Raw genomic sequence first — 19,397 nt, forward strand, 5'->3', positions numbered from 1 at the left:
AAATTCATTTCACGTGTTTTAATTTATAGTTGTATATTACTTAGCTTCTTCGTAGTTTTTCGCTACTTGATCCCAATTAACTACATTCCAGAATGCTGAAATGTATTCTGGGCGTTTATTTTGATACTTAAGGTAATAAGCATGTTCCCAAACATCAAGTCCTAAAATTGGAGTTTTACCATCCATTAATGGTGAATCTTGATTTGGTGTGCTTGTAATTTCTAGTTCTCCGTTGTTAACAATTAGCCATGCCCAGCCAGAACCGAAACGTCCTGCTGCAGCTGTTGCAAATTCTTCTTTGAATTTGTCTAATGAGCCAAATTTAGCATTAATTTTATCAGCTAATTCACCTGTTGGCTCACCGCCACCATTTGGTGATAGTAACTTCCAAAATAGACTGTGGTTAGCATGTCCGCCACCGTTGTTGCGTACTGCAGTTTTTGCACTTTCAGGGACTGCATCGAGATTGCTTATTAATTCTTCTACAGACTTACTTTGAAGATCTGCCTGTCCTTCCAATGCATCATATGCATATGGTAATTCAGGTAATTCAAATTTTGCCATGTTTATCTTCCTCCTCAAAATAAATGATGTAAAGGTTTATGTCCCTTTATAGTAAAAAGATTATCAAAGCTTTTAAGCAGTTGCAAACGATATGCTTTATATTTCCAATGTTTTGTATTCGATTTCATCTTCAAATACAAAAACAAGCTTTTGCTTGTTTTTAAAAGTGGCTCGGGACGGAATCGAACCGCCGACACAAGGATTTTCAGTCCTCTGCTCTACCGACTGAGCTACCAAGCCATATTAAATTAATTTTAACTAATTTAAACTAATTCTGATATTAATTTATATACCGTTCTTATATCAAATTTTCATCAGTAAGTCACACTTCCACACTACAATTGTTTTTACTAAGTGATAACACCTGCATCTTCAAGTTTATAGAGAGAAGTCTACATCACTGGAAGTTACACTTGTAACTCTACCAACTAAGCTACACGCTATGATCGATATAAAATATGTATGGAGGAGGTAGAGGGATTCGAACCCCCGCGCGGTTTGACCCGCCTCTCGGTTTTCAAGACCGATCCCTTCAGCCGGACTTGGGTATACCTCCGAATTGGTTAAATGGTGGACCCTGCAGGACTCGAACCTGCGACCGATCGGTTATGAGCCGATAGCTCTAACCAACTGAGCTAAGGGTCCTTCTACTTAATTTTAATCATGGGGCGACCGGTGGGGATTGAACCCACGAATGCCGGAGCCACAATCCGGTGCGTTAACCACTTCGCCACGACCGCCATGATTTATATGGTAGCGGCGGAGGGGATCGAACCCCCGACCTCACGGGTATGAACCGTACGCTCTCGCCAGCTGAGCTACACCGCCATGGCTCCACAGGTAGGATTCGAACCTACGACCGATCGGTTAACAGCCGATTGCTCTACCACTGAGCTACTGTGGAATAATCATTAAAAGTCTTGTTTATGTAATAACAGCAACGAAATATAATTTATCATGTTTAACAAAATCTGTCAAACATTTTTTTGCGTCTTTGCAAAAGTTTTTATTTCGTTTTTCGACTGCAAAATTTATAATAGCACGTTTTTTTTCATATTTCAACATAAATTTTAATAGATTATGCATTTTTTTATTTTTTTCAGTTAAACCCGGTCAAATTTCTTTTATTTTGAATATTTCCTACTTCAATATATTAGTTTATTATACTATATGGGTAGAAATAGCGTAAGTTAAAGGCCAGGTTCTACTTCCCTAATACTTCCTATACATTAATAAACCACTCTTAGTAATTATAGAATTGATACACAGATTAAAGAGTTCAGTAAATTAAGTTTGAAGAATTGAAACTTGATGGAGGTTAATCTTTGCTACAACAACTGAACTACATGGAGAATATGGCGAAACAAATCAAAATCAACTAGGAAGAATAAACTTTCCCTAGTTGAGCTTGAGCTTGACTGTGGTAAAGGAAGCTATTCAAATTCATAGACACTATTTAAAATTTTCAATCAAAACTTTTCTGTTTCATTAATTAATTTGCATTATATTTTTGAAGTATTTCCTGTAATTTAAGTGCTATAGCGATATTACCTTTCACCTTTAATTTTCCCGTCATATAAGCCATAGTCGTATTCAATTTGTTGTTTGCAAGTTTAATGAAATCTTTTGTATCTATTTGAATCAGACAATCTACGTTATTTATTTTTTCTTGAGTAACATAAGGATTTTTTCCTTTTAGAAAGAGAATATACTCTTCCTTTGTATCTTTTAAAGACACTTTTACAACACTTTCAATTTCATTCACAATCTCCGGATTAATCTTTAATTGATTTTCTAATTCTTCTACTAATTTCTCTATCTCCCCCATTTAATAACCCTCCTTTACTTCTATATTACTAATACCAGATTGATCTGAAAAGACAAATTTATCTAACATCATTATTTATTGGTTACGGCAAAAAAATTAAAATTAGTTGATTGCTAACATGAGTCAATTTCATAATTGGCAAGTTTAATTAAATAACGAATAACTAATGAAATGTTTCAATAATAGGAAAAATTGATTCTCATCCGTACCTACTAAAATGGAACTGTCTGCAATTGGAATCTACCAATGTAACATTCGGCTTTAATACCAAATAACTTAAGATGATGGACTTAAGTGTTAAGAATAAATTATATAGAAACACTTCTTATTGAATCAAATTCAAGCGCATTCACTAATTTTTTAAGACATTATTTTGGTACATTTAACTGATGATTCACTATATAAAAATGGTCAAATAATCGCGTTTTCTGCATATGAATAGTATGTAAAAAATAAAAATTGTCTTTAGTTTTTAACCTGTAATAATAGCCTACAAAAAAAGTAATACCTAAAAATTAATAGTAAATTTATTATTTATAAAGAAAATCGCAGAGAAGTTTTCACCTCTCTACGATTTTTTATAATTAATTTTCCTATTCACCTAATACATTCTCTGCAATATTCACAGCATGGTCGCCAATTCTTTCAAGGTTACTAATAATATCAACAAAGACAATCCCTGCTGATCCGTTACATAGACCTTCATTCATACGAATGATGTGACTTTTACGGAATTTGCGCTCCATTTTATCAATTTGATCTTCTTTTTGAATAACTTCTAGTGCTGCTTCTCTATCTTTAAGTTCTAATGATTCAATTGCCTGTTTTACTGTCATAGCAGTCAAATCAAACATATTATTTAAGTCTTCCATAGCTTGGTCTGTTAAAATTACTTTGTTTGACATTTTGTAATCAATCAATTCCAATATATTCTCAAAATGATCACCTATACGTTCAATGTCTCGTACAGTGTTCATAAGAGCAGTGTGCTCAGCACTTTCAACTTCTGATAAAGATGTTGACGCAATTTCAACTAAATAATCCGTGATTTTTCTATCTAGATTATTTAAGGCACCTTCAACTTGCAACGCCATCTCAGAATTCTTTTCATTTTGTGTTGTCACATATAAATGTGTTTCTTCAAGACCTTTATGCGCATAGCTACCCATTCTTACAACTTCAGCTTTTGCTTGATCCAATGCTAAAGATGAAGATTGTTGGATGAATATTGGATCTAAGTGCATTGGTTTATATTCAATGATTGTGTCATCACCAGGTATAAGTTTAGTTACAAACCAGGCAAGAGCTGCTATAAATGGAAATTGTACAATTGTATTAGCAATATTAAAACTTCCATGCCCGAAAGCAATTGTCATTTCTGGATTTAGATTGAGCCAATCCTGTAAAAATGCAACATAATTTGTAAATGGTATTAACAGTAATAAGAAGACAGTTGCTCCTATTAAATTAAAAGTTACGTGAGTTAATGCCGCTCTTTTTGCAGCTACAGATGCACCAATACTAGCAATAATTGCAGTTATTGTTGTTCCTATGTTATCCCCAAATAATACTGGTAGAGCAGCGCCTAATTCAATTGCACCTTCAGAATATAATCCTTGTAATATCCCTATTGTTGCAGATGAACTTTGAACAATTAATGTAAATACCGTTCCAATTACTACTCCTAAGATTGGAGTTTCGCTCATTGATACAGTAAGTTCATGAAACGCTTCTAAAGAGCGAAGTGGCGACATTCCACTACTCATTAATTCTAAACCAAAGAAGAGGGAACCAAAACCAAATACAGCTTGTCCTGCTGCATTGACGATTGGTTTCTTAAAGAAGAATAATAAGAAAGCACCAAGAGCCATTATAAGCAATGCATATTCACCTAAATCAATACCAATTATAAATGCAGTTACTGTAGTACCGATATTGGCACCCATAATTACCCCAATAGCCTGTCTTAAAGTCATATAACCTGCATTTACCAGCCCAACAGTTAATACTGTTGTTCCGGAGCTACTTTGTATAAGTACAGTAACAATTATACCAGCGAGTACTCCTAGAAACGGATTGCTTGTAAAGCGATCCAGAATATCTCGAAGACGATCGCCTGCTGATTTTTGTAAACCATCACCCATGTATTTAATACCTAGCAGGAATATTCCTAAACCTCCGATAAATTCAATTAATAGTGTTTGTACATCGATATCCACGTATTACTTCATCCCTTCTAAGGCTTATGTTTTTTCTTGTAGAATTTTGTGCCTTATCCATTATTGATGATATTATACTCTTTGTAAAGGTACTTTTGAAAAATTTACATACTCTTAACATTTCTTTACAAATTATTAATGACAGCTTTAGTTACCTTATTTTTGTACAATTATTTCTTTATATGTGCCCTTTCATTTATAATTAATTTCCAATTACAAAAAGCTACAAAATCTGATTTTTATAATTCATTTACTTGTAGCACAAAAATCCCGAAATCAAACCTCTTTTATCAAAAAGAAAGATTTAATTTCGGGATTTAAAACTTATCTACTCACTATAATCTATTTTTTCAATTCGAATTTTGGTTCCATCAACTTCTACCACTTTCACTTTTGAACCTTTTTCTAACCATTGTCCGCCAGTTACTGCACTATAATGTTTCTTATTTATCTCAACTGTACCTGAAGGTCTAAAGTCTGTTAGTGCTTCTCCTTCTGTTTCTAATAAATCTTCATACTCTTTTGATAATGAACTGTATCCTGCTTCTTTCGTTAACTGATCCATAAGAGCTAATTTTGTCCACATTTTCCTACGTTTAAAAACTTTTAAAAATACCAATGATAATCCTGTACCGAAAAGTAGCGCAATAACTGCATATAACCCACTTGCTAAATCTGGTTGTGGTAGCGCTACAGCAGCAATCATTGTACCAAGACCCAGTGTTGCAAGAGTTCCATCATTAACAATTTTCCCGTCAATAATTATTAGTAATAAACCAATAAAATAAACAATAACGATAAGTAAGACTGAGTCTGTATCTAAATAAGCTGTAAAATAAACAGAAATAAATCCAATTCCTAATAAACCAAATATTCCACGCATATTTACTAATACTTCACCTAATAAGAATAATGTTCCTAAAAATAACGCAAGAAAACCAATCCATTGTACATCAAATAAATCCATACTCTACTCGCCCCTTCCTCTCTCTATCTATAATTACGATCTAAGTACAAAAAGGTTTCATAAAAGGAGACAAGACAACTATGCATCCCTTTAAAAAATTATTATTATCCATATTAATTATATTGGTTCTCATAAGTATATTTCAAGATTTAACTAATATTAATAATAACGATTTTACAAAAGAACCAAGTGTTCGAAGTCAACATGCCCAATTTAATATCATACCAGTAAAAGTACTACCTGGAGATACCGTTTTAAGCATAATCGAAAGCCTGCATCAAGGAAGAACCTCAGAGATTAAAATCGACAAACTGCTGAAAGAATTTCGGAATTTAAATCCAACTACAGAACCAACTGAAATAAAAATAGATCATGTTTATTATTTTCCTTTAGAGAAAGAGTAAAAAATGTATTAAAAGAACTAGAACGACTTCACGAAATCGCCTAGTTTCTGAGCGTTTGGGCTGGACGTGGCTGTCAAGCTAATTAGTTGTATATAGTATACAAATTTTGTCATTTTCTAAGTAAAAAAATAAGGCTGATTGAACAGCCTTAAAAAAGAAACGGGATAACGAATAAAGACATCACCATTGAAATTACTCCTAATCCAATTGCGATATTTCCAAGTACATCTATATCTCTACTTCTAGCTACAAAACCGAAGATGATACTTGCAGACCCTAATATTATTGGCCAAACAAAGAATGAAATCAAGGCTAGCGCGATCCCTGCCCAACCATAAAATGTCCCTGGATTTGCGTCTTCTTCTGGAACTTCGCTATCCCTTAGATCATCAGCAGTAAATTCTTGTGCATATTCTTCATTTCTCTTACTATCTAAGTCATGTCCAATAAAAGAAGGATGTTCATCATCCCCATAATGCGGTGCATCCTCTGTATGATTTTTTCTTTCATCTTCCATCATAAAATCCTCCCTCCAACATATATTTTGATACGACCTTATTTTATGGAGACAGTTACTATTCGAAACTGTTAAAATGTGGTTATCTATCCAATCTTAAATGTTGTCATTTTTTATTTTTTTGCATATCTATATATGAGTGTGAAAAGGAGAGAAGAATATGTCATTTTTTATTAAAGAAATGGTTAAAAGTAAAGTACGCAATTTGACGGTTGGTGAGTTACTACATTACAGCAAACAGTATAATTTTCACATAACTGAACACCAAGCAAGACAAATCATTAACTATTTGAGAACCAATTCCCCTGATCCATTTAAAGCAAGTGACCGTGATCGTATGTTTCATGAATTATCTTCGATTACAGATCCACAGACAGCGCAACAAGCTCAAGCTTTAATGGATGAAGTTATTCAATCTTACGGATTAGGACATCTCTTTAATTAAAAAGAAGCTGATCATAAAGATTTATAATCAACTTCACTAATTTACGCTTCCAATATTTTATCTTTTAATTGATTATCAAAATTACCTTCTTTTAACATTTCTATTTCATGTTTATAAGGAGGTTTTTTATTTTTCTTATCCATACCTACAAATGGTGTTTCCAAAATCTTAGGTAGATCTGATAATTGTGGGTGATGAACTACTTTGTGTAAAGCATCAAAGCCGATATAACCAAAGCCAATATTTTCATGACGGTCTTTATGGGCACCTTGCTCATTTTTACTATCATTCACATGGATAACTTTTAATCTATCTATACCAATGATCTTATCAAAATGCTCTAATACTCCATCAAAATCTTCTACTACATTGTAACCCGCATCGTGAATATGACATGTATCCATACAAATAGATAGACGGTCATTGTGAGTTACTCCATCAATAATTTGAGCTAATTCTTCAAACGTACGTCCTATTTCAGAACCTTTTCCAGCCATCGTTTCTAATGCTATTTGGACAGTACTATTTGGATCTAGAACTTCATTTAAACCTTCAATTATTTTCGGAATTCCTTTTTCAGCACCTTCTCCAACGTGTGCTCCTGGATGAAGTACAATTTGTTTAGCACCTAATGCCTCTGTACGATCAATTTCATTTTTTAAAAAATTAACTCCCAACTCAAAAGTCGCAGGCTTGATAGAATTACCAATATTTATTATATATGGTGCATGTACAACAATATCTTGAATTCCATTAGCTTCCATATGTTCTTTCCCTGCTTCAATATTCAACTCTTCTATAGGTTTTCTTCTTGTATTTTGAGGGGCTCCTGTATATATCATAAAGGTATTTGCTCCATATAGAGCAGCATCTTCACTTGAGCCTAGTAACATTTTTTTGCCATTCATTGAAACGTGTGAACCAATCTTTACCATTTTGATTCCTCCTCTTTCCTTACCCTACTTTTTCTTTCTTTTAGTTAATTGTCGTTTAATCTCTTGTTGTTGGCGTTTTTGCTTCTTCTTATAACCAGGTTTTACTTTTTTCTGTTTAGATACTCGTTTCCAAGCCTCTTTATCGATGGAAGTATCTACTTGTTGACGACGTTGTCGTTCATTCCACGAAGGATCTGTTTTCCATTCTCCATTTTTTACTTCTACAAATTCAAATATTAAGCCTTTTTGCTCTAATCGTTGAATTAATAACAAATCATTGTCATCATATATACTTATGGCTGTTCCTTCTAAACCAGCTCTAGCAGTTCTACCAACTCGATGAATATAAAAAGCTTCTTCTTTTGGAATTTGAGCGTTTATAACATGGCTAACACCTTTAATATCAATTCCTCTCGCAGCTAAATCAGTAGCCACAACGTATTGATATCTAAGATTTTGAATTTCCTTTAAAACTCGTTTTCTTTCTCTAGGGGTTAAACCTCCATGAATAACTCCTACTTCTAATCCATATTCTAATAATTCATCTGCAAGTTCATTTGCTTGTTTTTTACCATTTGTAAATATAAGTGTAAGGTACGGATTTATGGACTGAGAAATTTCCCAAATAATTTCAGCTTCATTTCGATGTTTTTTTCGAATTAATCTATGCTCCATTTTTTCTGGTGAAAAGTGTTCATTAATTTTTATAATTAATGGATTATTTATATACTTTTTGAAAAAATGCTGTAGCCGTTGTGGAATAGTTGCAGAAAAAACAAGCAACTGAATATCTTGTTTCGATCGAACTAATAATTGATCGACTTCTTCAATAAATCCAAGATCTAACATTAAGTCTGCCTCATCAACAACAAAAGATTTTGCTGAATATATAGACACAGCTCCACTTTTAACAAGATCTAAAATTCTACCTGGTGTTCCTACAATAATATGAGGGGGTGTCTTTAATTTATCTGTCATTTTTTGTTTATCTGTACCACCAACTAGTAACTTTGCATTCCATTCATTCGTCTTATCAGCTAGGGTAATTATATTTCTTACTTCATCATATAATTGCGTTGCTAGCTCTCTAGTAGGTGCGGTTATCACAAACTGAACTTCATTTCTATCACTTTCTAATTTGTGAAAAAGAGGTAATAAAAATGCATGCGTTTTACCAGATCCTGTGCGAGATTGTCCTACTACACTATCACCTTTTATTATAGCAGGAATAACTTTTTCCTGAATTTCTGTAGGTTTTTTAAATTTTAATCGCTCAATAACATCATTTACAATGGGGTTTAATTGTAAATCTTCAAATTTCATACCCACGTAATGACCTCCTATCTTCATCTATACAAACTGAAATGGATCAGTATTTATTTCAGATATCTCTATAAAATCTTTGTCCAAATTCATTGTTTGTGCTAACGTTTGTTTTGTATAATATTTCATAATTTTTTCAATATAATGTCCAGCATCTATAACAGTTAATCCCATTTCAGCTGCTTCCTGAGCCATATGAAAAGTCATATCTCCAGTGATATACACATCTGCTTTTTGACGCATAGCATGGGAAACATATCTTTCGCCACTTCCTCCTAAAATAGCTACTCGTTTAATTATTTTATCTTTATTTCCTGAAATACGGATTCCTTCGAGCTGAAATTGAGTTTTTACCGTTTGAATAAAAGAATCTAATGTGCTTGGCTCTGTTAAGTTGCCTATACGACCAATTCCAAAATCTGTAGTTTCATTTTCTAAAGCATAAATATCATAAGCGGGTTCTTCATAAGGATGCGCATGGAGAATTGACATTATAACATCTGAAAGTTTACTTTCAGGAACAATTGTTTCAACTTTATATTCGTCAACATGTGTTATTTTATTTTCTTCCCCAATGTATGGATTAGTACCATTCAATGGCTTAAATGTCCCTTGCCCCGGACTTTGGAATGTACAATGACTATAATTTCCAATATGACCTGCTCCAGAATCAGCGAATGTTTGTCGAATCTTTTCCAAGTGGCTTGTTGGAACATAAATAACTACTTTATAATTCTTCTCATTATATACTGAAACTAATGGCGTTGGATGAATAAGTTTTAACTCTTTAGCTAACATATCATTAACTCCGCCATCTGCTGCATCTAAATTCGTATGAGATGCGTATACAGTAATATCATTCTTTATTAGTTTTTGAACTGTTCTTCCCTTAGGTGTATCCATATTAATTTGTTTTAATGGCTGAAATAAGAGTGGATGATGCGCAATAATTAAATTTATGCCCTTTTCTATTGCTTCATCTACGACTTTTTCAGTAACATCTAATGTAATAAGAACCCTACTCGTAATAGCGTTATAAGTTCCTATTTGTAGACCTACATTATCCCAATCATAGGCTAAATGTTTCGGTGCCCAAACATCCATTGCTTGAAAAAAATCAGCGTGTTTCCATGTTGTTTTTTTCATTGTTTAAGACCTCCCGCATCCATTCCAATTCTTTTGTAAATAGATTAATTTTATCGTGATCGATCTGTTTTGCTTGCTTCATCTGTTTAACTATACGTTCTAATTTCTCTCTCTCTATCTGCCATTTTTTCATAAATGCATCATTTCTGTCTTGTAATAAGTATGGACCAAAGTATAATTGCTTTTCTTTTTCCAGATCATTATAAGGAGATTTAATTGATTTGTCCTTCCCTGCAACTAAAATCTCATAAATATGACCTTGTTCTTCTATAATTTCTTCCATTATCAACAGATATTTGTGATCATCTAACCACTGGCGTAATTCTTTAGCATCTACATTAGGCTGTAACACCATTCTATCCACTTCTAAAGCAATTTCTTTATGCTGATTTAGTATAGATGTAATTAACGACCCACCCATACCTGCAATTACAATTTGTTTGATTTCCCCTGGTCTAATAACTTCTAGACCATCTCCTAAACGAACATCGATTTGATTTTGCAGTCCATATTCGTTAATTGTATCTTTCGCACTTTCTAAAGGGCCAATATTGACTTCCCCGGCAATTGCTTTAGCATTTGGGTTGTTCTGGCAAACATATGCAGCTAAATATGCATGATCTGATCCAATATCAGCAAAGTTCGCATTTTCAGGAAGATAAGATGCTACTTTTTTTAAACGATTTGATAAACTAACTCTCTTACCCATTACCTTATTCACCTTCTACATTAAGAAAAGCTTTCTGATTTTCAGCAGAAAGCTTTCATTCATTTAAACTTATAATTACTGTTTCTCACTTAACCATTGCGTTAATGCTTCCAAATCTTCACCTTGTACTTGAGATTGAGCTGGCATATTCCCTATACCTTCTTGTACAATCTGAGCAATTTCTTCTTGAGAATATTTGCTTCCGATTTCAGTTAAAGCAGGTGCAGATCCACTAGCTAAATCAGATCCATGACACATTGCACAATTATTTTGGAATACTGCATCTCCATCTCCTCCAGCAGTTTCTCCACCGCCTTCTTCAGATTGCTCGGTTTCTTCCCCACCATTTTCTTCAGCGTCTTGAATAGCTTGTCTTTGATCAATTCCAACTACTGAAATAATAATTACAGCAAGGATCCCGATAACAGCAATAATCGCATATGGTATAACCGGGTTTTTTTTCATTATGCTTCCTCCCTTATGTAATCCCCTTAATGCATATATAAAAGACTATATATAGTGTACTTTAAAATCTAATAATTTTAAAGGATTATCATAGAAAATTTAAAAAAACGACATAAATTAACATAGATAAAAGAGCAATTAGACCAACCATTCTTAAAATACGATCTTTAAGGATATATCCTATGATATACCATAGAAAAAATTGAAAACTTACCATAATAATAACAATTAACGGATTAAAAAATAATTGAATTAGCAATATTGATAATTGTAATAAGAACAATAAAAACGATATCCATCCAATAAAAGAAATAAGTTGTTGATGTGGACGAAAAAATATAATTCCTATTCCACTAAAAATTAATCCGAATGCTAATAATAAAAATTGTAATTGTGAATGATTATAAAAAATAAAAAGTGTTGATACAACTACTAGCATTACCAGTATTAAACTAAAATATACAAAGGCAATTCGATGTTTCTTTCGTTTGCCTTCTGCTACTTTTATTTCTCCACCTTGTGAATATAATGCAAGGAGATAATCACAATATCTCTCGGGTAATAAACGATGTTCTTTCCAATAACTAATTTCATTCATGATAAGTTTCGTTTTTTCTTTTGAAATCCGGATCACCCCATTTTTTAGATATACATAGAGGTTGGGCCAAAAGTATTTATGCAAAAGATAAATCCGAATGATTGGTTATTGAAAATCTGCTTTAGAAATATACTCCGCTTATCCTAAGGCGGCTGGTGCGGATGATTATACATCAAGATCTCGCCTAAGCCTTTTCCCATAAAAGTATCCGTATATTTCTTTCGCTTATTCTAACTATCATCCGTCTTTTGACCAAAACTTTTTGTTATGTCCCAACCTCTTGATTTAATCTAAAAAGTCTTTAAGACGCTTGCTTCGACTTGGGTGTCTTAACTTACGGAGTGCTTTAGCCTCTATTTGTCGAATTCGTTCACGAGTTACTCCGAAGACTTTTCCTACTTCTTCTAATGTTCTTGTTCGCCCATCATCTAGTCCAAATCGTAATCGCAGGACATTTTCTTCTCGATCTGTCAGCGTATCTAAAACATCTTCTAATTGTTCTTTTAGTAATTCATAAGCCGCATGATCTGATGGTGATATCGCTTCTTGATCCTCTATAAAGTCTCCTAAATGAGAATCGTCTTCTTCTCCAATTGGTGTTTCTAATGATACTGGTTCTTGAGCAATTTTAAGAATATCTCTTACTTTATCCGGACCTAGCTCCATTTCTTCTCCAATTTCCTCTGGAGTAGGTTCCCGTCCAAGGTCTTGAAGTAAAGACCTTTGTACCCGAATCAACTTATTAATCGTTTCAACCATATGAACTGGTATTCTAATTGTTCTTGCTTGGTCAGCTATTGCACGAGTAATTGCTTGACGTATCCACCATGTTGCGTACGTACTAAATTTAAATCCTTTACGATAATCAAACTTTTCTACAGCTTTGATAAGACCCATATTTCCTTCTTGGATAAGGTCCAAGAACAACATTCCTCTTCCAACATAACGTTTAGCTATACTAACTACTAATCGTAAGTTCGCTTCAGCAAGACGTCTTTTTGCTTCTTCATCGCCTTCTTCAATACGTGAAGCAAGATCGATCTCTTCCGCAGCAGACAATAGATTTACCCTACCAATTTCCTTCAAGTACATTCGAACAGGGTCATTAATTTTAATGCCTAATGGTACACTTAAATCATTAAGATTAAATTCCTCTTCTTTAGCGATTTTCTGCATTTCGGGGTCATCCTCCGACTCACCTATCACATCAACACCCTGTTCTTCTAGGTACTCATAAAATTCATCCATTTGTTCGGGTTCAAGTTCGAAATTAGATAAACCGTCTGCCACCTCTTCATAGGCTAATGAACCGCGTTTTTTTCCAATTTCTAAAAGTCTATTCTTAGCTTGTTCTAAAGTAGTTACTTCCGTTGTTTCTGTTACTTCTTCTTTCATATGCGAAGGCTTTTGTTCGGCCATGAGTCCCCCTCCTTCCAAATCAAATAATTTTTAGTCCATGTGCTTACGCTGTTTTTGAATTTCAATAATTTCCATTGCTATTTTAGCAGCTTCCATTGGATTGTTTTCTTGCTCTGCAATTCTTTGCTTTTCTTTCAAGGATTTAATACTTACATTTTGATTACTTTCGTTTAAGATAAATCGAATGTAATCATCAATTTCTTCATCTGTACTATTTGCAATATCCGTCATCATCACAGCTTCAACAACTTGTTTCTTTAAATGATCATCGGATAATCTTTCCATAAATAATCCTATATCTGGAGGATTACCCTCCTCATAATAAGCATATAAATGCGTAGCAATTACTTTGTGATCATTAACATTAAATGCCGCTCCTAAATCGTTTTGTACCTTTTCAGTAATATACGAATCCTGCAACATATATGCAATTAATTTTTTTTCTGCATTAATATAAGCAGGATGAAGCTTGGTTTGGTATGATGAAATACTTTTATTAGTATATCTGTTATACCGCTGATTATCCCTATAATCCTGTTGATTATTACGATACGATTGTAATTGTGTCATTAAAGAATCATGAGATAAATTAAATTCTTTATGCAACTCTTGGACATAATATTCCCGTTCTAGGGTGCTCTCAATCATCGAAAGTTCTTTTAGTACTTTTTCGATATAAGCAATCCGATCTCCTTCTACTTTTAAGTTATAATCTCTGCGAAAATATCTCATATAAAAGGTCATATACGTATCACTTGTTCGTATAATCCGGTTCTGAAAAGCCTCCATACCATTACTTCGTATAAAACTATCTGGATCATCAGTAGGATCCATTTTTGCAATTCTTATATCACATCCTACCGATCGAAGTAATTGAGAAGCTTTGTAGGCCGCATTAAGTCCTGCATCATCTCCGTCATAGCAAAGTATTACTGTTTCTACGTAACGGTTTAATAATTTTGCTTGGGCTTCTGTCAGAGCTGTACCTAATGTAGCCACTACATTTTTTAAACCAGCTTGATAAGCACTAATAACATCAACAGACCCCTCAAATAAAATAACTTCATTTTCTTTTCGGATATGCTTTTTTGCTAAATCAAAATTAAATAATATTTTACTTTTTTGAAACAACCCGCCTTCAGGGCTGTTTAAATACTTTGGTTCTACACCATCATGCAACGCACGCCCAACAAAACCAACTGTTTTCCCTATAGCATTCCGGATTGGAAATATTACTCTCCCACGAAAACGGTCTATTACATCATGTTCATTATGTGCTGATAAAATACCGTTTTTTACAAGTAATTGTTTACTAAATCCTTTCTTGGTAAGAAACTCTAAAGTAAAGTCTTTTATATTCGGAGCATAGCCAATCTGAAAGTCCTCCATTGCTTCATCAGTTATACCACGTTCTTTCAAATATTGATAACCTTCTTTACCGTCTTTCGTGTACTTCAGTAAATGATGATATAACTTCATAAGCCAATCATTTGCTGTAAGAACTTGTTGATCTTCATCTGATAAAGAGGATTCTTTTTTAATAGATGATTGAGGCAATTCAATTCCTTGCTTCTCTGATAAGAACTGTAGCGATTCATAAAATGTAAAACTTTCTATTTCTTTCAAGAAGGTGAATACATTACCACCTTTTCCACATCCAAAACAATGAAAAATTTGTTTTTCTTGAGATACCGAAAAAGAAGGTGTTTTTTCCCCGTGAAACGGACAAAGGCCAAAATAATTTCGCCCCTGTTTCTTCAGTTGAATATATTCTCCAATAATATCAACAATATCATTAGCATTTTTCACTTGTTCAATGATTTCATCTGGTACTTGATTGGTCATCTTTACCACCATACTATAATATTATTCGTGACATCTTAAAAAAATCCTTCAGTTTTCGACATATTTTTCTCTTATTCCGAAAAAAACACCTTCTAAATGCTAAAAGTAACTCTCAGAAGGCTTTCATAATATTTTTTTCGCTAATTACCTTTCTTTAGATTCTACAAAAGTGTAGTAGAATCCTTCTTTCTTCTTAATGTTTTACTTTTCAGAATTGGATTTTGTATTGTTATGCTCACACGAATGATTATTATAATATATTTTTTAATGGATATCTATCATTTTGCCTCATAATCTAGTAAAAAGAAAAACATTCTGCTTTTACGACAGAATGTCATCTTACTGTTTATAATGCATTATTTTCTTGTTTCAACCGCAATATTTGATTTGCGGTTTCTTCCACAGCTTTATTAGAAACATCAATGACCTGACAACCAATTTTATCGACAATAGATTGGAAGTATGCTAGTTCTTGCTCGATTCTATTCATATTCGCATACGATGCTTGATCGCCAAGTCCAAGTGCCTTTAGTCGTTCTTTTCGAATACTATTCAATTTTTCTGCTGTAATCTTTAAACCAATACATTTTTTCGGATCAACCATCATCAATTCTTCTGGGGGATCTACTTCAGGTACAATTGGTACATTTGCAACTTTAATTCTCTTGTGAGCAAGATATTGCGATAATGGGGTTTTAGAAGTCCGAGATACTCCTATCAAAATGATATCAGCGCGTGCTATCCCTCTTGGATCCCTACCATCATCGTACTTAACAGCAAATTCGATGGCTTCTATTTTTTTAAAATAGTCTTCATCCAATTTATGAACTAACCCTGCCTCTAAACGGGGAGTTCGATTAAAAACTCTTCCCATTGCATCCATTGTTGGTCCCATAATATCGATGGCTTCTACTTCTAATTTTTGGGCTTGTTGATTTACATATGCCCTTAATTCAGGATCAACTAGTGTAAATCCTACTATGCTAACGGTATCTTTCGCAAGTGTAAGAAACTCATCTATCGTTTCTTTATCCTCTACATATGGAACTCGTTGAATTTTATAATCTCCATTTTTAAATTGACTCAAACCTGCTTTAACTACTAATTCCGCAGTTTCTCCCACAGAGTCAGAAAGAACATAAATAATTGGTTGGGTAGACATCCATATTACCCCTCTCTTAAGAATCAATAATCATTATATATTTTCATCCGTAGTTAGTTCTACTAACAACTTAGTCATTGTTGTCTTTGTTATTCTACCTACTACTTCTAATCCATGATCACTGTCCTTGACAACCGGAAGTCCATCGATTTGTTTTGATATTAATTTATGAGCAGCGTCGATTAACAAATCATCTTTACGGCAGACTGTAATGTTTGGCATACGTGTCATTATAATATGCACTGGGATGCTGGTTAAGTCTTGGTGCCCCATACTTGTTCTAAGTAAATCTTTTCTTGATAATACACCAGTAAGACAAGCATGATCATCAACAACGAATAATGTTCCTACATCTTCTAAGAACATAGTTGAAATTGCATCATATACAGACACACTTTCTTTGACTGCCACAGGCACCTGTTGAAATTCATGCACCTTATATTTCTTAATTTTTTCAGATAGTAACTCTGAAGCGGTTTTTCCCGTATAGAAATACCCTACTCGTGGTCTTGCATCTAAAAATCCCGCCATTGTTAATATAGCTAAATCCGGACGAAGGGTAGCTCGAGTTAAATCTAGTCGGTCTGCAATATGCTCCCCAGTAATTGGACCATCAGCTTTTACGATTTCTACTATTTGCTGTTGTCGTTTTGTTAAGTCCATTTTTTCACCACCCAAATAGCAACTATTTGTTGCTATTTAATTTTGATTGCGACCTTTTTCCTTCATTAATTGTATCAGTTATGATACCAACAAGCATCTATTTTTCCATCTAAAATTGTTGTTTCCATTCAATTTTTCTTAAATCAGCATATGGAAGGATTAGAGATGCAAGTGCTTGTATTAATGCAAGACGGTTATTACGTATTTTTATATCATCTGCCATCACCATATTGTTGTCAAAGAACGAATGAATTGGAGCTGCAAGTTGAGCAAGTGTAGCTAACGCTAGTTTCGTTTCATTATGCATGAGTTGATTTTGGTATACTTCTTTGACATCTAAATAACGCGCATAAAGTTTTTTCTCTGATTCTGTTTCTAATTTTTCTTCACTAATCGATTCATTTGTTTCTACTTTATTCGATAAATTTAAGACTCGGACGAGAGCTTCCTGGATTGGTTTGAATGATTCATCATTTCGTTTACCAGATAATTCTTGTGCCTTATCGAATGATACAAATATATTTCCAATCTTTTGATCAGTTACAGCGTGGATAACGTCTACTTCTAAACCTGCATCTTTCATTAGATATACTGTTCGCAAACGGAAAAATTCAATTAATTCTTTGGTCGTTTTCTCACTAATCGTTACACTGGATGCTTGGAAGACCTCTAATGCAATATCGATTAATTCTTCTACTGTAAGATTCCATTTTTCATTGTGTAGTATCCGCAATATACCAGCAGCTTGTCTCCTTAGCCCGTATGGATCCTGTGAACCGGTTGGTATTAAGCCAACAGCAATGCAACCAGCAATTGTGTCTAACTTATCCGCTACACTAACCACGGAACCGATTACCGATTGTGGTAAATCATCTTTAGCATGTTTGGGTTGATAATGTTCTTTTATAGCTTGTGACGTAGCTTTATCTTCACCAAAATGATTCGCGTATTTTTCACCAATAATTCCCTGTAATTCCGTGAATTCATTGACCATATTTGTCATTAAATCGAACTTAGAAATTTCTGCTGTCCGCTCAATTTTTTTTCTGTCATCTACTGCTAAGGATAGTTTTTCTGAAATGCGATCTGCAATTTGCTTCATTCTCTTTACCTTCTCGGAATAAGTACCTAGCTTTTCTTGAAAAACTACTTTCGTTAGTTTCTCTTGGAAGAAATCGATGGATTGCTTACGATCCTCATTATAGAAAAATTCTGCATCAGCTAAACGAGCTCTTAATACTTTTTCATTACCTCTGGAAACTGTTTCAATATGATAATCATCTCCGTTACGAACACCTATAAAGTAAGGCTGTAACTTCCCATTTTTGTGAACTGGAAAATAGCGTTGATGTTCTTTCATTGAAGTAATTAACACTTCAGAAGGAATTTCTAGATAAGCTTCTTCAAATTTCCCAACAAATGCAGTAGGATATTCTACTAAATTACGCACTTCTTCCAGTAGCTCCTGATCCACTGGAATTTCAAAACCATGTTCTTTTTCCAGATTTGACAGTTGATCGACAATCAGTGTTTCTCTTTCTATTGCTTTTGCAATCACATAATTATCTTTTAGTGTTTTCTCATATTCAGCCGGTTGCTGTAATGTTACTTCTTCACCTAAGAATCGATGTCCATACGTTATATTATTTGTAGCTACATGGGCAATTTCAAATGGAATGACTTCATCTCCATACATAGCCACTAACCAACGAATTGGTCTTGCATAACGTATAGTCTCATTACCCCAGCGCATATTCTTGCCAAAAGTTATGGATTCAATAATCGATTTGAATTCAGGCAATAATTCTTGAATAGATTTTCCTTCAATATGCTTTGTAACATAAATATAGGAATTGCCTTTTACTTCTCTAACAATAATATCATCTGTTGATAATCCTTGTCCTTTCGTAAATCCTTGCGCTGCTTTTGTCCAATTTCCTTCTTCATCTTTGGCAATTTTAAGTGCTGGACCTTTTACATCCTCTTCAATAGATGTTTGTTTTTCAGCCATATTTTTCACTAAAACAGCTAGCCTTCTCGGTGTTGAATAAGATTCAACGTTGTCTGAAGATACCCGATTTTCCTCTAACCATTTTTTTGTTTTTGTATATAATTGTAATTCTGCATCATCAATAAAACGTGCTGGTAATTCCTCTAATCCAATCTCAATTAATACATCACGTGCCAT

At 33.7% G+C, this 19,397-nt stretch carries 18 protein-coding genes and 6 tRNA genes; 2 read left to right on the forward strand and 22 right to left on the reverse strand.

All coding sequences use genetic code 11. The features are described 5' to 3' along the window. Positions 1–36 precede the first annotated feature (36 nt). The 10 genes from C794_RS10230 to C794_RS10280 all read right to left on the reverse strand — a co-directional run bounded on the left by C794_RS10230 (position 37) and on the right by C794_RS10280 (position 5,578). Positions 37–564, reverse strand: coding sequence for a superoxide dismutase (locus C794_RS10230; RefSeq protein ID WP_017797045.1), 528 nt, complete (start codon positions 562–564; stop codon positions 37–39). Positions 565–731: 167 nt separating this feature from the next. After that, positions 732–804: transfer RNA gene (locus C794_RS10240), tRNA-Phe, on the reverse strand. 223 nt (positions 805–1,027) lie between these two features. Further along, positions 1,028–1,120, reverse strand: a tRNA-Ser gene (locus tag C794_RS10245). Between the two features lie 12 nt (positions 1,121–1,132). Beyond that, positions 1,133–1,209: transfer RNA gene (locus tag C794_RS10250), tRNA-Ile, on the reverse strand. A gap of 19 nt (positions 1,210–1,228) precedes the next feature. After that, positions 1,229–1,304: transfer RNA gene (locus tag C794_RS10255), tRNA-His, on the reverse strand. An 11-nt stretch (positions 1,305–1,315) separates the two neighbouring features. Further along, positions 1,316–1,392 (reverse strand) — tRNA-Met (locus C794_RS10260). A gap of 1 nt (position 1,393) precedes the next feature. Further along, positions 1,394–1,468, reverse strand: a tRNA-Asn gene (locus C794_RS10265). A gap of 588 nt (positions 1,469–2,056) precedes the next feature. Continuing rightward, positions 2,057–2,392 (reverse strand): SCP2 sterol-binding domain-containing protein, encoded by a 336-nt coding sequence (locus tag C794_RS10270; protein ID WP_017797046.1) that lies wholly within the window; start codon positions 2,390–2,392, stop codon positions 2,057–2,059. 593 nt (positions 2,393–2,985) lie between these two features. Next, positions 2,986–4,611 carry a Na/Pi cotransporter family protein gene (locus C794_RS10275; RefSeq protein WP_017797047.1) on the reverse strand — a complete coding sequence of 542 codons (1,626 nt, stop codon included), beginning with the start codon at positions 4,609–4,611 and terminating at the stop codon, positions 2,986–2,988. Between the two features lie 328 nt (positions 4,612–4,939). Then, positions 4,940–5,578 carry an NfeD family protein gene (locus C794_RS10280; RefSeq protein WP_017797048.1) on the reverse strand — a complete coding sequence of 213 codons (639 nt, stop codon included), beginning with the start codon at positions 5,576–5,578 and terminating at the stop codon, positions 4,940–4,942. An 80-nt stretch (positions 5,579–5,658) separates the two neighbouring features. Here C794_RS10280 and C794_RS10285 point away from each other — a divergent pair, with 80 nt between their 5' ends. Beyond that, the gene (locus tag C794_RS10285) at positions 5,659–5,982 is read left to right on the forward strand and encodes a hypothetical protein (protein ID WP_017797049.1); all 324 of its coding nucleotides are present in this window, start codon (positions 5,659–5,661) and stop codon (positions 5,980–5,982) included. Positions 5,983–6,130: 148 nt separating this feature from the next. On the opposite strand, the gene C794_RS10290 is transcribed toward C794_RS10285, so the two are convergent. Continuing rightward, positions 6,131–6,499, reverse strand: a complete 369-nt coding sequence (locus C794_RS10290) for a hypothetical protein (protein ID WP_017797050.1) — start codon at positions 6,497–6,499, stop codon at positions 6,131–6,133. 160 nt (positions 6,500–6,659) lie between these two features. On the opposite strand from C794_RS10290, the gene C794_RS10295 reads away from it, so the two are divergent. Beyond that, positions 6,660–6,944, forward strand: a complete 285-nt coding sequence (locus tag C794_RS10295; protein ID WP_017797051.1) for a DUF2624 domain-containing protein — start codon at positions 6,660–6,662, stop codon at positions 6,942–6,944. 41 nt (positions 6,945–6,985) lie between these two features. Here the strand turns inward: C794_RS10295 and C794_RS10300 are convergent, their stop codons facing one another. From C794_RS10300 to glyS, 11 genes are all read right to left on the reverse strand, one after another. After that, positions 6,986–7,879 carry a deoxyribonuclease IV gene (locus tag C794_RS10300; protein ID WP_017797052.1) on the reverse strand — a complete coding sequence of 298 codons (894 nt, stop codon included), beginning with the start codon at positions 7,877–7,879 and terminating at the stop codon, positions 6,986–6,988. Between the two features lie 24 nt (positions 7,880–7,903). Next, positions 7,904–9,202: a DEAD/DEAH box helicase gene (locus tag C794_RS10305; RefSeq protein ID WP_026133783.1), complete on the reverse strand. Its 1,299-nt coding sequence runs from the start codon at positions 9,200–9,202 to the stop codon at positions 7,904–7,906. 27 nt (positions 9,203–9,229) lie between these two features. After that, entirely contained in the window at positions 9,230–10,348 is a 1,119-nt protein-coding gene (locus C794_RS10310) for a Nif3-like dinuclear metal center hexameric protein (RefSeq protein ID WP_017797054.1), read from the reverse strand. Further along, entirely contained in the window at positions 10,320–11,057 is a 738-nt protein-coding gene (locus C794_RS10315) for a tRNA (adenine(22)-N(1))-methyltransferase (RefSeq protein WP_017797055.1), read from the reverse strand. Before C794_RS10315 ends, C794_RS10310 begins: the two co-directional genes overlap by 29 nt. Before the next feature lie 75 nt (positions 11,058–11,132). Beyond that, positions 11,133–11,522, reverse strand: coding sequence for a cytochrome c550 (cccA, locus tag C794_RS10320; protein ID WP_017797056.1), 390 nt, complete (start codon positions 11,520–11,522; stop codon positions 11,133–11,135). A gap of 88 nt (positions 11,523–11,610) precedes the next feature. After that, positions 11,611–12,120 (reverse strand): hypothetical protein, encoded by a 510-nt coding sequence (locus C794_RS10325; RefSeq protein WP_017797057.1) that lies wholly within the window; start codon positions 12,118–12,120, stop codon positions 11,611–11,613. Positions 12,121–12,405: 285 nt separating this feature from the next. Continuing rightward, positions 12,406–13,539: an RNA polymerase sigma factor RpoD gene (gene rpoD, locus C794_RS10330; RefSeq protein WP_017797058.1), complete on the reverse strand. Its 1,134-nt coding sequence runs from the start codon at positions 13,537–13,539 to the stop codon at positions 12,406–12,408. Positions 13,540–13,569: 30 nt separating this feature from the next. Continuing rightward, positions 13,570–15,384, reverse strand: a complete 1,815-nt coding sequence (gene dnaG, locus C794_RS10335) for a DNA primase (protein WP_017797059.1) — start codon at positions 15,382–15,384, stop codon at positions 13,570–13,572. 346 nt (positions 15,385–15,730) lie between these two features. Continuing rightward, positions 15,731–16,546, reverse strand: coding sequence for a pyruvate, water dikinase regulatory protein (locus C794_RS10340; protein WP_017797060.1), 816 nt, complete (start codon positions 16,544–16,546; stop codon positions 15,731–15,733). Positions 16,547–16,579: 33 nt separating this feature from the next. Beyond that, positions 16,580–17,209: a transcriptional regulator CcpN gene (gene ccpN, locus C794_RS10345; protein ID WP_017797061.1), complete on the reverse strand. Its 630-nt coding sequence runs from the start codon at positions 17,207–17,209 to the stop codon at positions 16,580–16,582. A 109-nt stretch (positions 17,210–17,318) separates the two neighbouring features. Further along, positions 17,319–19,397, reverse strand: a complete 2,079-nt coding sequence (gene glyS, locus C794_RS10350) for a glycine--tRNA ligase subunit beta (protein ID WP_017797062.1) — start codon at positions 19,395–19,397, stop codon at positions 17,319–17,321.

The organism is Oceanobacillus kimchii X50 (genome assembly GCF_000340475.1).
Lineage (GTDB): Bacteria > Bacillota > Bacilli > Bacillales > Amphibacillaceae > Oceanobacillus > Oceanobacillus kimchii.